Genomic DNA, 14,884 nt, shown 5'->3' on the forward strand with positions numbered 1-14,884 from the left:
GACTTCTCAGTGGTATTGGCGCTTTACGCAGGCTCCCGGTGGGGCCGTGCGGGCGTTCGCCTGACCACAGATCACCACCCGGAGCCAGCACAGGGCCTTGGACGCGGACCGCGTCCGGGCCCTTCGTCGTGAGACGGGCCGCTCCGGGACCACGGGCGGCAGCAGGCCGGTGAAGCGCCGCTGGGCACCGCTGAGCACTCCGATCTCACGGCGGCCCCCGACCACCGCCGCACAGACCAGGAGCCTCCCGTGACCAGCACGACCACCCAGCCCGAGACCGCGTCGTCCAGCCCGACGTCCACCGCGTCGACCGACCGCGTGACGAGTACCGTCGACCCCGTGGACAGCCCCGAGCTCCAGGCCCGCACGAGCGACCTGCGGGTCCGCGCGCTCGACGCGCTCCCCGCACCGCGCACGATGCTCGCCGACCTGCCGCTCGGCGCGACGCGCAGCGACCTCGTGACGACGTCGCGCCGCGAGGTCCGCGACGTCCTCGCGGGCGACGACGACCGCCTCCTCGTCATCGTCGGCCCGTGCTCGGTGCACGACCCCGAGGCCGCGCTGGAGTACGCGGGCCGCCTGGCCGCCGTCGCGCACGAGCTCGCGGACGACCTCATGGTCGTCATGCGCGTCTACTTCGAGAAGCCGCGCACGACCGTGGGCTGGAAGGGCCTCATCAACGACCCGCACCTCGACGGCTCGCACGACGTGCACCACGGCCTGCGCCTCGCGCGCGAGGTGCTGCTCGGCGTGCTCGACGCCGGCGTCCCGGCCGCGTGCGAGTTCCTCGAGCCGACGAGCCCGCAGTACATCGCCGACGCCGTGTCGTGGGGCGCGATCGGCGCGCGCAACGCCGAGTCGCAGGTGCACCGCCAGCTCGCCTCGGGCCTGTCCATGCCCGTCGGGTTCAAGAACGCGACCGACGGCGACGTGCAGATCGCGGTCGACGGCTGCATCACCGCGGCGAGCGAGCACACGTTCTTCGGCATGGACTCGCTCGGCCGGGCCGCCGCCGTGGAGACCGCGGGCAACCCCGACTGCCACGTCATCCTGCGCGGCGGGCGCTCGGGCCCCAACTACGGGGCCGACGACGTCGCGGCGGCGCTCGAGGTCGCGCGCGCCTCGGGCCGTGGCGGGGTCACGGAGCACGGGCTCGTGGTCGACGCGTCGCACGGCAACTCCGGCAAGAGCCACGTGCGCCAGGCGGAGGTCGTGCGCGAGGTCTCCGCGCGGCTGGCCGAGGGCGAGCAGGGCATCACGGGCCTCATGATGGAGAGCTTCCTCGTGGCGGGCGCGCAGAAGCCCGCGCCGAGCGGCCTCGTCTACGGGCAGTCCGTCACCGACGCGTGCATCGACTGGGACACCACGGCCGACCTCCTGCGCGAGCTCGCCGCCGCGGTGCGCACCCGCCGCGCGCTCTGACGCTCTCCCGGCGTCGTCCCATCCGCGGAGGCGTCGGCACCGAACCATGAACGTCCCGGACGGTCCGGGAGGGTGCGGTGGGAGGCCCGGTGCCGAGAATCGTGGCCGACGTGCCGCAGCGGGTGGGTGGGGCGTCCGTGCCGCACACTGGCCGGGTGCCACCTCCCCTGACGACGAACCCCGCGGTCGACGCCGCGCTGGTGGCGTGCGCCGCCGGCGACCCGGCCGCGTTCGCGCCCGTCTACGACGCGCTCGCGCCGGTCGCCTACGGCACGTGCCTGGGCGTCCTGCGGGACCCGGACCACGCGGCGGAGGTCGTGCAGGAGGTGATGGTCGAGGTGTGGCAGACGGCGGAACGGTACGACGCGACACGCGGGTCCGCGCGCACGTGGGTCGTGACGCTCGCGCGGCGGCGCGCGGTGGACCGGGTGCGTGCCGAGCAGGCGCGCCGCGACCGCGACCAGCGCGACGTGGACGCGTCGACGGCCACGGTGCCGCGTGACGTCGTCGTCGAGGACGTCGAGCAACGGTTGGAGGGCGCGGCCGTGCGGCAGTGCCTGGACTCGCTCACGGCGACGCAGCGGGAGGCCGTCGTGCAGGCGTACTACGGCGGGCTCACCTACCGGGAGGTCGCCGAGCGGCTCGACGCGGCCCTCCCGACCGTGAAGTCTCGGATCCGGGACGGGCTCCTGCGCCTGCGCGACTGCCTGGGGGTGCGCCGTGGCTGACGAGACCTCGCCGCGGGGGGCCGGGCCGGACGACCTGCGGGACGTCCGCGACCTGCTGCCTGCCTACGCGCTCGACGCGGTCGACGACGTCGAGCGGCGCGCCGTCGAGCGCCTGCTCGCGGCCGACCCCGACGCGCGTCGCGCGCTCGACGAGTACCGCGACGTCGTCGCGGCGTTCGCGGTCGAGAGCGCCCCACCGCCCGGGCTGCGCGACGCCGTCCTGGCCCGGGTGGCCGCGTCCGCGGCCACCGTCCCGTCCGCCGGGGAGAGCACGGGGGGCGACGTCGTCGACCTCGCGGCCGCGCGCCGCGCGCGCCGACGGCGCTGGACCGGGCTCGCGGCGGCGGTGGCCGCGGTCGTCGCGGTGGCCGTCCCGACGACGGTCGCGGTCCGCGCGACGCAGGAGCAGTCGCGCCTGCAGGAGCAGGCCGACGCGATCGCGCGGATGCTCGCCGACCCCGACGCGACGATCCTGCACGGTGAGGTCGCGGGCGGCGGGCAGGCGTCGGTCCTCGCCGCGGGCGACGACATGTACTTCCGCGCGTCCGACCTGCCCGACGCCGGCGACGACCGGGACTACCAGCTCTGGGTGGTCGAGCCCGACGGCGCCGTCGTCTCGGCGGGCGTCCTCGACGTCCAGGACGGCAGCACGTCGCGGCTCGTCAAGGACGAGCCGGGCGTCGGCATGGCCGTGACGGTCGAGCCGGCGGGCGGCTCGGAGCAGCCCACGACGGACCCGGTGGTCGCGCTCGTCGGCTGAGCGCCGCGGTCCGGAGGGGTCGGGACGCGCGCGAGAGAACTCGTGCCGATCCCGACCCATCCACCCGGGGCGGCGCTCCGAACCCTCGGCATGACGCCCCGCACCGGCGGGGCGACGACCCGAGGAGAGACCGATGAACGTTCGCACCCGCACGTCGTACGCCGTCGCCGGCATCGCCACGCTCGCCGTGCTCGGCCTGTCCGCGTGCAGCTCGGACACGGACACGGGGTCCGACTCGACGACGACCGACTCCCCGTCCGAGGACACCATGACGGACGACTCGACGTCCGACGGCATGACCGACGACTCGACCGAGGGCTCGGACGACATGGCGGCCGACCCTGCCGCGAACCTCGTGGGCCCCGGCTGCGCGGCCTACGCGGAGCAGGTGCCCGACGGCGCCGGGTCGATCACCGGGATGTCGACGGACCCCGTCGCCGTGGCGGCGTCGAACAACCCGCTGCTCACGACGCTCACCGCGGCCGTCTCGGGCGAGCTCAACCCGGACGTGAACCTCGTCGACACGCTCAACGGCGGCGAGTTCACCGTGTTCGCCCCCGTCGACGACGCGTTCGCGACGATCGACGCCGCGACGCTCGACTCGCTGAAGACGGACTCCGACACGCTGACGAAGATCCTCACGTACCACGTGGTGCCCGGCCAGCTCACGCCCGACCAGGTCGTCGGCGAGCACGAGACCGTCGAGGGCGGCACGGTCGAGGTGACCGGCTCGGGCGACGAGCTCATGGTCAACGACGCGGCCGTCGTGTGCGGTGGCGTGATGACGCAGAACGCGACCGTGTACCTCGTCGACTCGGTGCTCATGCCGACCATGTGACCCTCCCGGCGCGTCCAGAAGCGGGCGTGCGGTGGACCCGCGCGAGCGGGTCCCGACGGCCCCGACCGGACGGTCGGGGCCGTCGTCGTGCGCCCGGCGACGCGCTCTCGGCGCGTGGCGGACCCATCCGCGAGGGCCGCCGGTCCGAACCCCGGGCATGGAGACGCTCATCGTCATCGGCCTGCTCGGGGGACTCATCACGGGGATCTCGCCGTGCATCCTGCCCATGCTGCCCGTCATCTTCTTCGCAGGCGGCGTGCAGGGCGCGCGCACGGGGGAGGCGCCGTCGGGCACCGCGGAGACCGGGACGGGCGGCGTCTCCCCGGGGCTGTTCGCGGGCGTCCCCGACGTGGTCCGCGTCGGCGGTCGCCCGGCCGCGGGGCTGCACGGCCGGGGTGGCCCGGGCGGCGCGCAGGAGACCGGGGCGCGCGAGGTCGCGGCGCGGCCGACGCGCGGCGGGGCGCTCGCCCTCGACCTGTCGACGGGGGACGCGGAGCCCGCCACCCCGGCCGACGAGGGGCCCGGTCGCCGCGCGACGCGGCGGGCCGCGCGACGCTCGTGGCGCCCCTACCTCGTCATCGCGGGCCTGGTCCTCAGCTTCAGCGTCTTCACGCTCCTCGGCTCCCTGCTGCTGACCGCGCTCGGGCTCCCGCAGGACCTGCTGCGCTGGGCGGGCATCGTGCTCCTCGTCGCGATCGGCGTCGGGATGATCGTGCCGCGCGTCGAGGAGGTCCTGGAGCGGCCGTTCCGGCGGGTCGCGGCGCTCGGGGCACGACGCGGCGCCGCGCGCCAGGACCGCGGGGCGTTCGTGCTCGGCCTCGGCCTCGGCGTGCTGTACGTGCCGTGCGCCGGGCCCGTCCTCGCGGCGATCACCGTGGCGGGGGCGACGGGGAACATCGGCCCGGGCACCGTCGCGCTGACGGTGTCGTTCGCGGTCGGGGCGGCGGTCCCGCTCCTGGTCTTCGCGCTCGCGGGACGCCGCGTCGCGGAGCGGGTCCGCGGGTTCCAGCGGCACACGCGCGGCATCCGCGTCACGGGCGGCGTCGTGATGATCGCGCTCGCGGGCGCGCTCGCGCTGAACCTCCCCGCCGCGCTCCAGCGCGCCCTGCCCGACTACACGGGCGCGCTCCAGCAGCGGGTCGACGAGAACGACGCCGTGCGCGAGGCGCTCGACCTCGGCGGGCTCGTCACCGACGAGAACCGCGAGCTGTCGAACTGCTCGAACGGCGCGCCCGTCCTGGAGGACTGCGGCACCGCGCCGGAGCTGCGCGGCATCGACACGTGGCTCAACACCCCGGGCGGCGAGGGGCTGACGCTCGAGGGGCTGCGCGGCAAGGTCGTGCTCGTCGACTTCTGGACCTACTCCTGCATCAACTGCCAGCGCGCGATCCCGCACGTCAACGCCTGGTACGACCGGTACCGCGACGTCGGCGCGGGGTTCGAGGTCGTCGGGGTCCACACGCCCGAGTTCGCGTTCGAGCGCGAGACGCGCAACGTCGTCGCGGGCGCGCAGGACCTCGGCGTCCTCTACCCCGTGGCCCAGGACAACGCGTACGCGACCTGGACGGCCTACCGGAACCGCTACTGGCCCGCGCAGTACCTCGTCGACGCCGACGGGACCGTGCGCCACATCCGCTTCGGGGAGGGCGGGTACGAGGACACCGAGCGCCTGGTGCGCGAGCTCCTCGAGGACGCGAACCCGGGCGTGGAGCTGCCCGAGCCCACCGCCGTCGGCGACACCACGCCACAGGACGAGACGACGCCCGAGACCTACTTCTCCATCAAGCGCGTCGTCAACTACGCGGGCGAGCCGCGCTACGCCGCGGGGCAGCAGGACTTCACGCTCGCCGACGACCAGCGGCAGGACACGTTCTCGCTCGGCGGCACGTGGGACGTCGACTTCCAGGGCGCGACCGCCGTGTCCGACGACGCGCGCGTGCGCCTCGCGTACCGCTCGACCGACGTGTTCACGGTGCTCGGCGGCGAGGGCACCGTCACGGCGCGCGTCACGACGGACGGGCGGACCACGACCAGCGAGATCGACGTCTCCGGCAGCCCGACGCTCTACCCGGTCCTGGAGGGCGACGGCCCGACGGAAGGGCTCGTCGAGCTCGACGTCCCGCCCGGCGTCCAGGTGTTCACCGCGACGTTCGGGTGACGGGTCAGCTCGTGAGCTCCCGCGCGGGCGTCCACGACCCGATCGTCGCGGTCCCGCCGCCGAGCAGGTCGAGGCCGTCCCCGACGCCGGGGATCCCCGCGAGCCCGACGACGGACTCGGGGTCACCCGGCTGCGGGGCCACGAGCAGCGTCGTGACGAGCGGCGGGTCGTCGGCCGTCGACCCGCCGCGCCACGAGAGCGCGGCCCAGGCCGTGGCGCCGGGTGCGAGCGTGAGCGGGGCGAGGCCGTCGTCGTCCGGCTCGAGGAGCACGTCCGTCTCCGAGCCGTCGTCGGCGACGAAGCGGAGCGCGGGCGGTCCCGCGAGGACGCACTCCGCGGCGCCGTCGTTGCGGGCCGTGACGGTGAGGAACCGGCGCCCCGCCGCGGCGTCGAACCCCAGGGCCCCGAGCGCGAGGTCGCCGGGCGCGCACGCGCCCGCGGGGCGCGCCCCGGCGGCCGGCGCCACCCCCGCGACGAACCCGGAGCGCGTCGCGGACGCGCCGCCGTCGGTCGAGCCGTGGACCTGGTACGCGAGCACGGGTCCGGAGTAGGCCGCGCCGTCGAGCGTGCGCGCGACGACGGCCGCGTCGCCCGAGGTGATCACCGTGAGCAGGGGGTCCTGCGGGAACGTGTCACGGACGGCGTCGTGCACGACCTGCGTCACGCCGGGCTCCGCGGCGACGTCGGCCAGGAGCGTGAGCAGGTCGTCGTCGGGGACGGTCAGCCCGTCGCCGTCGTAGGTGCCGACACCGGAGCCCTGGACGCCGAGGCTCGTCAGCCCTCGACCTTCGGCCCGCACGAGCGCGGCGACGGGGACGAGGTCGTCGGCCGAGCGGACGTCGACCGAGGCGGCGCCCGGGGCGAGGTACACGCGCCGCACGGAGTCGTGGGCGACGAGGCGGACCGCGTCGGCGACGGCGTCGGCACCGAGGAGGTCGGGGCGCGGCTCCCCGGTGGCCGGGTCGACGCCGGGGACGGAGGCCGCCCCCGGGCCGTGCTCGACTGCGAGCGTCCCGCCGCCCGCGTCCGTGCCCTCGACCCGGAGCGACCACGCGCCGCCGCCGGGCACCGCGGCGACGATCGCGCTCGCGTCCCTGGCGGTGCGCTGCGCGACCTCGGGGGACGGGAGCGGGGTCACGAGCGTGATCTCGGCCGACGTGCCCACCCGCCCGTTCGTCTGCACGTCATCGACGCCCGGCAGGGCGAGCAGGAGCGCGGTCATGTCCTCGACCCCGTGCTCCGGGTCGCCGGGTGCGGGCGACGTCGCCGTCGACCCGTCCGGTGGTGACGACCGGAGCGCGGCCGGTCCGTCCGCCACGGCCGCGTCGAGGACCGCGGGGGTGAGGAGCGCGGCGACGACCGCGAGGCCCACGCCGGCGACCGACGCGACGACGGCGACCGTGCTCCGCGGGACCTGGGTCGCGTTCTCCGGCGGAGCTACGTCGGTACCGTCCGTCGTCGGTGCGGTGCGCTCGTCGTCCACGGCCGAGACGCTACCCACGCGGACGCCCCGACGTGGCCGCACCAACGCGGTCTGCGCGGGCTCGCCGCCGAGTCTTCACACCCACGGGGCGGCGGCCAGGAGGATCGGTGGCCGTCGTGTCGCAGGAGCCCTTCCGAATCGGTCTTTCAGCCCATCGGGGGACCTGCCGGACGCCGCTCCATAGCAGGACTCCTGGATGCCGGCAACATCTGGCATGATCCGGCCATGACAGTGAGGACGGCCGCCGAGCTCGCGGCGGTCGACGACCCCGCGTGGCCGACGCTCTCCCGCATGCTCGGGCGCGGCGGCGTGGAGGTCGTGCCGGCACCCGCGTGGTCGCTCGAGGTCCTCTACCGGCTCCAGGTCACCGTCCGCTCGACGCTGGGCGCGCTCGCGCTCCACACGGGCGGGGTCGTCGTCGACGGCGGGTGGCTGCGGATCATCGGCGGGGGTGGCGCGGGACTGCCCGACCTCGCCACCGTCAACGGGCTCGGCGAGCCGGGGGAGCACAGCGTCGCGCCGTCGGTCCTCGTCGTCGCGTACGACGTGCTGGGCGGCACCTTCGCGATCAACGGCGGCGGGCTCCCGGGGCAGCTCGGCAACGTCAACTACTTCGCGCCCGACTCGCTCTCGTGGGTCGACCTCGGGTTCGGCCAGGCTGCGTTCCTCGAGTGGGCGGTGAGCGGTGGGACGACGGAGTTCTACGCCACGGTCCGCTGGCCCGGCTGGTACGACGAGGTCGGGACGGTCCGGCTCGACGAGGGGCTGAGCCTCTACCCGCCGCTGTGGTCCGAGGAGGGGCGCGACGTCGCGCGGTCGTCGCGCACCCCCGTCCCGCTCGGCGAGCTGGTCGACTGGCACTTCGAGATGGCCGAGCGCATGACGCCGGTCGACGACTACGTGCGCGACGCCGACGAGCACCTCGACGGCTACGGGGGCTGGCCGGCCGGGGACTACCGGCCGTAGCCGGTCAGGGCCACCAGGGTCGGGCGTCGTCGAGCAACCCCGACGGCACCGTGCCGAGCTTGTCCGGGTTGCGGACGATGTCGAGGGCCGCGATGCGCCCGTCCACGAGCGTGAACGCCAGGACGGTGAGCACCCCCGAGCCGTCGACGAGCGCGAGCCCGGGGCGGCCGTTGACGTCGACGGCGCCCGCGCCCCGGGGCCGGTTGCGCAGGTAGGAGAGCAGGACCTCCCCGACCGTCGAAGCCCCCTGGACCGGGTGCCGCAGCGCGCGGACCTTGCCGCCGCCGTCGCCCCGGAGCGTCACGTCGGGGTCGAGCAGGCCGAGCAGTCCCGGCAGGTCGTCGCCCGCGCACGCCGCGACGAACGCCTCGACGACGCGCTCCTGCTCGGCGCGCGACGTCCGGCCGCGCGGGCGCCCCGCCTCGACGTCCTTGCGGGCGCGCGACGCGAGCTGGCGCACCGCCGCGGGCGAGCGCCCGACGACGTCGCCCACCTCCTCGAACGGCAGTCCGAACACGTCGTGCAGCACGAACGCGACGCGCTGCGCGGGGGAGAGGCGTTCGAGCACGACGAGCAGCGCCATGCTCACCTCCTCGTCGAGCGTGACCCGCTCGGCCGGGTCTGCGGCACCGGCCGTCGTCTCCGCGGAAGACGCGACGGGGGAGCGCGCGCCGGGCGCGGTGACGACGGGCTCGGGCAGCCACGTCCCGACGTAGCGCTCGCGCCGCACGCGCGCGCTGCCGAGCACGTCGAGCGCGAGGCGCCCGACGGTCGTCGTGAGCCACGCCGCGAGGTTGCGGATCGACGCCGGGTCCTGGGTGCGCAGGCGCAGCCACGCGTCCTGGACGCAGTCCTCGGCGTCCGACCAGGACCCGGTGGTCGCATAGGCGAGGCGCAGGAGGCGCGGACGCTCGGCCTCGAAGGCGTGCGCGAGGTCGTCGGTGCTCATCGCGCGGCCGTCGCGGCGGGCTGGGCGGCGAGCCAGTCGCGGAAGGTCGTCGTGCCGCGCGCGTCGGGGCGCGGGTCGGTGAGGCCGCCCGCGCGCAGCGCCCGCCCGAGCTTCCCGGGCAGCGGGACGCGGACGGGGACGGCCCGGGAGCCGGTGGCGGCGCGCCAGGCGCGCGCCGCGTCGCGCAGGTCGAGCACCTCGGGCCCGGCGACGGTCGTGGTGCCGCGCAGCGGCTGGCGCTCCGCGGCGTCGGCGACGGCCGAGGCCGCGTCCCGTGCCGCCACCGGCTGGACCAGGGCGCGCAGCAGCGGCACGACGCCACGTCGTGCGGCGCCGGCGAGCGTCCCGGTGACGAACTCGTGGAACTGCGTCACCGCGACGACGGTCCACGGGACGGCGCCGGCGGCGACCGCCCGCTCCTGCTCGACCTTCACGCCGTAGTAGGCCATCGGCACATCGTGGCACCCGACGATCGAGACGAGCACGTGGTGCCGCACCCCGGCGTCGTGCTCGGCCGCGAGCAGCTGGCGCGTCCCGTCGACGAGCGTCGCGCGCGCGTCCGCCGTGGACGACGACGCGTTGCTCGCGTCCACGACCACGTCCACCCCGGCGAGCGCGGCCGGGAGCCCGGCGCCCGTCCGGAGGTCGACGGCGTACCGCTCCGCGTGCCGGCTCAGCGCGCGCACCTCGTGCCCGCGCGCGGTCAGCGCCGCGACGACGTGCCGGCCGATCGTCCCTGTCCCACCTGTCACTGCGATCCTCATACCCGTACGACGCCGCAGCGCCCCCGGTTGTGACATCTGGCCGGACGGGAGTACCGATCCGCTAGTTGTATACAAGTGCGCAGGGCGTGTGGCACGATGGCCGGGTGACGACGACGCCCGACCTGCGCGCCGCCGTCGGGCAGGCCGCGACGGCCCCCGGCGACGCGGGCCTCGCGCGCCGCCAGTCCGGCGCCCGCGCGGTCTACGACCTCCTGCGCGGCCGCATCATCGACGGGTCCCTCGCGCCCGACGCACGCCTCACCGAGCCCGTGCTGTCCGCCGAGCTCGGCGTCTCCCGGACCCCCGTGCGCGAGGCGCTGCGCCTGCTCCAGGCGGAGGCGCTCGTCGTCGAGCTGCCGACCGGGGGCGTGCGCGTCGCGCCGCTGGACGTGGCGGACGCGCGCCGCGTCTACGACGTGCGCGCGCGCCTCGAGGGCCTCCTCGCACGGGACGCGTGCGAGCGCGCCACGCCCGTCGACGTCGCGCGGCTCGCGCGCCTCGTGACGCTCATGGACGCGGTCCGCGACCACGAGGACGAGGTGCTGCGCATCGGCGCCCAGTTCCACGGCGAGATCGAGGCGCTCGCGGACAACCGCTGGGGCTCCGCGCTCCTGCGCCAGATCCGCGGCCACGTCGACCGGTACCGCGCGCTCGCCGCGCGCCGCCGCGTCGGCACCACCGACCACGTCGACGAGCACCGCGCCGTCGCCGACGCGATCGCGAGCCGGGACCCGGCCGCGGCCGAGGCCGCGATGCGGGCCCACATCGAGCGCAGCGCCGCCCTCGCCGAGCAGTCGCTGCGCGGCGCGGGGTCGGCGACCGACGACCTCCCCTGACCACCGCCCACCGCACGACGGAGACACCGATGCCGTACACCCACCACCTGCGCGTCTACCCCAGCGCGGAGCCGCTCGACCGCACGGACCAGCTCGCGTGGAAGCTCGCCGAGCTCGCGACCGATCCCGTCGAGGTCACGCCCGAGGTCGTCGACATGGTGGTCAACCGGGTCATCGACAACGCGGCCGTCGCCGCGGCCAGCCTCACGCGCGGCCCCGCGGTCGCGGCGCGCGGCCAGGCGCTCGCGCACCCCTACACGCCGGGCGCGACGGTGTTCGGCTGCGACCTCACGACCCGCACGAGCCCCGAGTGGGCAGCCTGGGCGAACGGCGTCGCGGTGCGCGAGCTCGACTTCCACGACACGTTCCTCGCCGCGGAGTACTCCCACCCGGGCGACAACATCCCGCCGATCCTCGCCGTCGCGCAGCACGCCGGGTCCGACGGCGCCGCCGTCGTCCGGGCGATCGCGACCGGCTACGAGATCCAGGTCGACCTCGTGCGCGCGATCAGCCTGCACCGGCACAAGATCGACCACGTCGCGCACCTCGGGCCGTCGGCCGCGGCGGGCATCGGGACGCTGCTCGGCCTCGACACCGAGACGGTGTTCCAGGCGATCGGCCAGGCCCTGCACACGACGACGGCCACGCGCCAGTCCCGCAAGGGACAGATCTCCACGTGGAAGGCGCATGCCCCGGCGTTCGCGGGCAAGGTCGCGGTCGAGGCCGTCGACCGGGCGATGCGCGGCCAGACGTCGCCCGAGCCGATCTACGAGGGCGAGGACGGCGTCGTCGCGTGGCTGCTCGACGGCCCGGACGCGGCGTACGACGTCGTGCTCCCGGCCCCCGGCGAGCCGAAGACCGCGATCCTCGACACCTACACCAAGGAGCACTCCGCGGAGTACCAGTCCCAGGCGCTCATCGACCTCGCCCGCGCGCTGCACGACGAGCACCCGTGGCTCGCCGACCCCGAGAACGTCGCGTCGATCGTCATCCACACGAGCCACCACACCCACTACGTCATCGGCTCCGGCGCGAACGACCCGCAGAAGTACGACCCGACGGCGTCGCGCGAGACGCTCGACCACTCGATCCCGTACATCTTCGCGGTCGCGCTGCAGGACGGCGGCTGGCACCACGTCGACTCGTACGCCCCCGAGCGCGCGGGCCGCCCCGACACCGTCGCGCTGTGGGCCAAGGTCACGACGGCCGAGGACCCCGAGTGGACGCGCCGCTACCACTCGACCGACCCGGCGGAGAAGGCGTTCGGCGGGCGCGTGGAGATCGAGCTGGCCGACGGTGGCCGCCTCGTCCGCGAGATCGCCGTCGCCGACGCGCACCCGCTCGGGGCGCGGCCGTTCGGGCGCGAGCAGTACGTCAAGAAGTTCCGCACGCTCGCGGCCGACGTCCTCGAGGACGCCGAGATCGAGCGCTTCCTCGACCTCGCGCAGCGGCTCCCGTCGCTCACGGCGGACGAGGTGCGCGAGCTGACGATCGTCGGCCGCCCGGGGCTGCTCGACTCCGTCCCCACCCCGACCGGGTTGTTCGAGCTCGGACGCGACGAGGTCGGCGGGGCGCGCGCCGAGTTCGAGGGGGAGGGCTTCACCATGCACGAGGCGCCCGACGCCGCGGCGCAGCCGGGCGGACCGGGTGACCCTGCGGCGTCGGGCACCACGACCACCGAGGGAGAGGCGCGCTGATGCTGTACAGCCAGGTGACGGCGTCGGACAAGCGGCGCGCGTTCCGCGCGGCGCTCGACGCCGCGGCGACCACAGGGGAGCCGCTGCGGCTCCCGGGCGCGTTCAACCCGCTGTCCGCGCGCCTGATCCAGGACAAGGGCTTCGAGGGCGTGTACGTGTCGGGGGCCGTGCTGTCGGCCGACCTCGGCCTGCCCGACATCGGCCTCACGACCCTCACCGAGGTCGCGGGGCGCTCGCAGCAGATCGCGCGCGTCACCGACCTGCCCGCGCTCGTCGACGCCGACACCGGCTTCGGCGAGCCGATGAACGTCGCGCGCACCGTCCAGGCGCTCGAGGACGCGGGCGTGGCAGGCGCGCACGTCGAGGACCAGGTCAACCCCAAGCGGTGCGGCCACCTCGACGGCAAGGAGGTCGTCGGGCTCGACGAGGCGGCGAAGCGCGTGCGGGCGGCCGCCGACGCGCGCCGCGACCCCGGCTTCCTGATCATGGCGCGCACCGACGTCCGCGGCACGATCCCCGGCGACGCCGGGCTGCGCCCCGCGATCGACCGCGCCAAGGCGCTCGTCGACGCGGGCGCCGATGCGATCTTCCCCGAGGCCATGAAGGACCTGTCGGAGTTCGAGGCCGTCGCGTCGGCCGTGGACGTGCCCGTGCTCGCCAACATGACCGAGTTCGGCAAGTCCGAGCTCTTCACGCGCCGCCAGCTCGGCGACGCCGGCGTGCGGCTGATCATCTACCCCGTCACGCTCCTGCGGGTCGCGATGGGCGCGGCCGAGCGCGCGCTCGACGAGATCGCCGCGACCGGCACCCAGGCGGGGCAGGTCGAGGGCATGCAGACGCGCGCGCGCCTCTACGAGCTGCTCGACTACGCCGCCTACAACACCTTCGACGAGGGCATCTTCACCTACCGGCCCTGACCACCGGCCGGTGCCGCGAGCCCGTCGGCCGCGGCACCGGCATCTCCCCGCGACCCGTGCTGCACGAAGGAGTGACCGCATGACCACCTCCCCGACCACCACCGAGGGGCCCGAGATCCGCAAGGGGCTCGCGGGCGTCGTCGTCGACGTCACGGCGATCTCGAAGGTCAACCCCGACACGAACTCGCTCCTCTACCGCGGCTACCCGGTGCAGGACCTCGCCGCCCGGCGCAGCTTCGAGGAGGTCGCGTACCTCCTGTGGCACGGCGAGCTCCCGACGCCCGAGCAGCTCGCCGAGCAGACCGCCGTCGAGCGTGCGCACCGCGCGCTGCCCGGCAACGTGCGCAACGCGATCCTCGAGCTCCCGACGACGTGCCATCCCATGGACGTCGTCCGCACCGCGATCTCCCAGCTCGGCGCCCACGACCCCGACGCCGAGGACTCGTCTCCCGAGGCCGAGCAGGCCAAGGCGGTCCGCCTGTGGGCCGTGCTGCCCGCCGCCGTCGCGCTCGACCAGCGCCGCCGTCGCGGGCAGCAGATCGTCGAGCCGCGCGACGACCTCTCCTACGCCGAGAACTTCCTGTGGATGACGTTCGGCGAGGAGCCCGAGCCCGCCGTGGTGCGAGCCTTCGAGGTGTCGATGGTGCTGTACGCCGAGCACTCGTTCAACGCGTCCACGTTCACGGCGCGCGTCATCACGTCCACGCTGTCCGACCTGCACTCCGCCGTGACGGGCGCCGTCGGCGCGCTCAAGGGCCCGCTCCACGGCGGCGCGAACGAGGCCGTCATGGCGACCTTCGCCGAGATCGGCACCGCCGACCGCGCCGAGTCGTGGCTCGACGACGCGCTCGCCCACAAGCGCAAGATCATGGGCTTCGGGCACCGCGTCTACAAGCACGGGGACTCGCGCGTCCCCACCATGCGCGCGACGCTCGACGACCTCGTCGCGCACTACGGCCGCCAGGACCTCCTCGACCTCTACACCGCGCTCGAGACCGCGATGACCGAGCGCAAGAACATCCTCCCCAACCTCGACTACCCGGCCGGCCCCGCCTACCACCTCATGGGCTTCGACACCCCGATGTTCACCCCGCTGTTCGTCGCCTCGCGCGTGGTGGGCTGGACCGCGCACGTCATGGAGCAGCGCGCCGCCAACGCCCTCATCCGCCCGCTCAGCGACTACGTCGGCCCGCCCCAGCGCGACCTCCCCTGACGCCGAGGTAGAGCCCTGGTCGCGCGAGGTAGAGCGGTGGTTCTCGTGCTCGACGGCGTGTGGTTGCCCGGGTGGTCGGGGTGGGTGGTGGTGCCGCGTCTACCATCCGCCGCTCGTTCCTCGCGGCTCCCGCCAGGCCCGACCACGACGCGG

Annotated in this window: 12 protein-coding genes and 1 pseudogene; 10 read left to right on the forward strand and 3 right to left on the reverse strand. The window is 75.3% G+C overall.

The genetic code is table 11. The features are described 5' to 3' along the window. Positions 1–318 precede the first annotated feature (318 nt). The 5 genes from ACTJIY_RS14510 (at position 319) to ACTJIY_RS14530 (ending at position 5,906) form a co-directional block, all read left to right on the forward strand. Entirely contained in the window at positions 319–1,422 is a 1,104-nt protein-coding gene (locus ACTJIY_RS14510) for a 3-deoxy-7-phosphoheptulonate synthase (protein ID WP_440674708.1), read from the forward strand. Positions 1,423–1,577: 155 nt separating this feature from the next. Continuing rightward, positions 1,578–2,150, forward strand: coding sequence for an ECF RNA polymerase sigma factor SigK (gene sigK / locus ACTJIY_RS14515; protein WP_253053926.1), 573 nt, complete (start codon positions 1,578–1,580; stop codon positions 2,148–2,150). Further along, the gene (locus tag ACTJIY_RS14520; protein WP_440674656.1) at positions 2,143–2,910 is read left to right on the forward strand and encodes an anti-sigma factor; all 768 of its coding nucleotides are present in this window, start codon (positions 2,143–2,145) and stop codon (positions 2,908–2,910) included. The genes sigK and ACTJIY_RS14520 overlap by 8 nt, the downstream gene beginning before the upstream one ends. Before the next feature lie 133 nt (positions 2,911–3,043). Continuing rightward, entirely contained in the window at positions 3,044–3,748 is a 705-nt protein-coding gene (locus ACTJIY_RS14525) for a fasciclin domain-containing protein (RefSeq protein WP_440674655.1), read from the forward strand. Between the two features lie 157 nt (positions 3,749–3,905). Beyond that, positions 3,906–5,906, forward strand: coding sequence for a cytochrome c biogenesis protein DipZ (locus tag ACTJIY_RS14530; RefSeq protein WP_440674654.1), 2,001 nt, complete (start codon positions 3,906–3,908; stop codon positions 5,904–5,906). Positions 5,907–5,910: 4 nt separating this feature from the next. On the opposite strand, the gene ACTJIY_RS14535 is transcribed toward ACTJIY_RS14530, so the two are convergent. Further along, complete coding sequence (locus ACTJIY_RS14535; RefSeq protein ID WP_440674653.1) at positions 5,911–7,389, reverse strand: DUF4232 domain-containing protein; 1,479 nt, start codon at positions 7,387–7,389, stop codon at positions 5,911–5,913. Between the two features lie 225 nt (positions 7,390–7,614). Between ACTJIY_RS14535 and ACTJIY_RS14540 the strand changes: the two genes are divergently transcribed. Continuing rightward, positions 7,615–8,355: a DUF2625 family protein gene (locus ACTJIY_RS14540; protein WP_353708374.1), complete on the forward strand. Its 741-nt coding sequence runs from the start codon at positions 7,615–7,617 to the stop codon at positions 8,353–8,355. Between the two features lie 4 nt (positions 8,356–8,359). Here the strand turns inward: ACTJIY_RS14540 and sigJ are convergent, their stop codons facing one another. Together sigJ and ACTJIY_RS14550 are read right to left on the reverse strand one after the other, a co-directional pair. Beyond that, complete coding sequence (gene sigJ, locus ACTJIY_RS14545) at positions 8,360–9,304, reverse strand: RNA polymerase sigma factor SigJ (protein WP_440674652.1); 945 nt, start codon at positions 9,302–9,304, stop codon at positions 8,360–8,362. Further along, a complete protein-coding gene (locus tag ACTJIY_RS14550) occupies positions 9,301–10,056 on the reverse strand; it encodes an SDR family oxidoreductase (RefSeq protein ID WP_440674651.1) in 756 nt (251 codons plus the stop codon). The genes sigJ and ACTJIY_RS14550 overlap by 4 nt, the downstream gene beginning before the upstream one ends. Before the next feature lie 116 nt (positions 10,057–10,172). Here ACTJIY_RS14550 and ACTJIY_RS14555 point away from each other — a divergent pair, with 116 nt between their 5' ends. The 4 genes and pseudogenes from ACTJIY_RS14555 to ACTJIY_RS14570 all read left to right on the forward strand — a co-directional run bounded on the left by ACTJIY_RS14555 (position 10,173) and on the right by ACTJIY_RS14570 (position 14,731). Beyond that, entirely contained in the window at positions 10,173–10,904 is a 732-nt protein-coding gene (locus ACTJIY_RS14555) for a GntR family transcriptional regulator (protein WP_440674649.1), read from the forward strand. A gap of 29 nt (positions 10,905–10,933) precedes the next feature. Further along, positions 10,934–12,448 (forward strand): annotated as a pseudogene (locus tag ACTJIY_RS14560) (MmgE/PrpD family protein); the annotation flags it as partial. Positions 12,449–12,600: 152 nt separating this feature from the next. Beyond that, entirely contained in the window at positions 12,601–13,518 is a 918-nt protein-coding gene (prpB, locus tag ACTJIY_RS14565) for a methylisocitrate lyase (RefSeq protein WP_440674648.1), read from the forward strand. A gap of 79 nt (positions 13,519–13,597) precedes the next feature. Next, positions 13,598–14,731 carry a bifunctional 2-methylcitrate synthase/citrate synthase gene (locus ACTJIY_RS14570; RefSeq protein ID WP_440674647.1) on the forward strand — a complete coding sequence of 378 codons (1,134 nt, stop codon included), beginning with the start codon at positions 13,598–13,600 and terminating at the stop codon, positions 14,729–14,731. Positions 14,732–14,884 lie beyond the last annotated feature (153 nt).

Source organism: Cellulosimicrobium sp. 22598 (assembly GCF_052044445.1).
Taxonomy (GTDB): domain Bacteria; phylum Actinomycetota; class Actinomycetes; order Actinomycetales; family Cellulomonadaceae; genus Cellulosimicrobium; species Cellulosimicrobium cellulans_G.

Bases quoted from the DNA above. Each gene is read 5' to 3' on its own strand.
- ACTJIY_RS14530 (WP_440674654.1), top strand. From the start codon at position 3,906: ATGGAGACGCTCATCGTCATCGGCCTGCTCGGGGGACTCATCACGGGG.
- ACTJIY_RS14525 (WP_440674655.1), top strand. From the start codon at position 3,044: ATGAACGTTCGCACCCGCACGTCGTACGCCGTCGCCGGCATCGCCACG.
- prpB (WP_440674648.1), top strand. From the start codon at position 12,601: ATGCTGTACAGCCAGGTGACGGCGTCGGACAAGCGGCGCGCGTTCCGC.
- ACTJIY_RS14540 (WP_353708374.1), top strand. From the start codon at position 7,615: ATGACAGTGAGGACGGCCGCCGAGCTCGCGGCGGTCGACGACCCCGCG.
- ACTJIY_RS14570 (WP_440674647.1), top strand. From the start codon at position 13,598: ATGACCACCTCCCCGACCACCACCGAGGGGCCCGAGATCCGCAAGGGG.
- sigJ (WP_440674652.1), bottom strand. From the start codon at position 9,304: ATGAGCACCGACGACCTCGCGCACGCCTTCGAGGCCGAGCGTCCGCGC.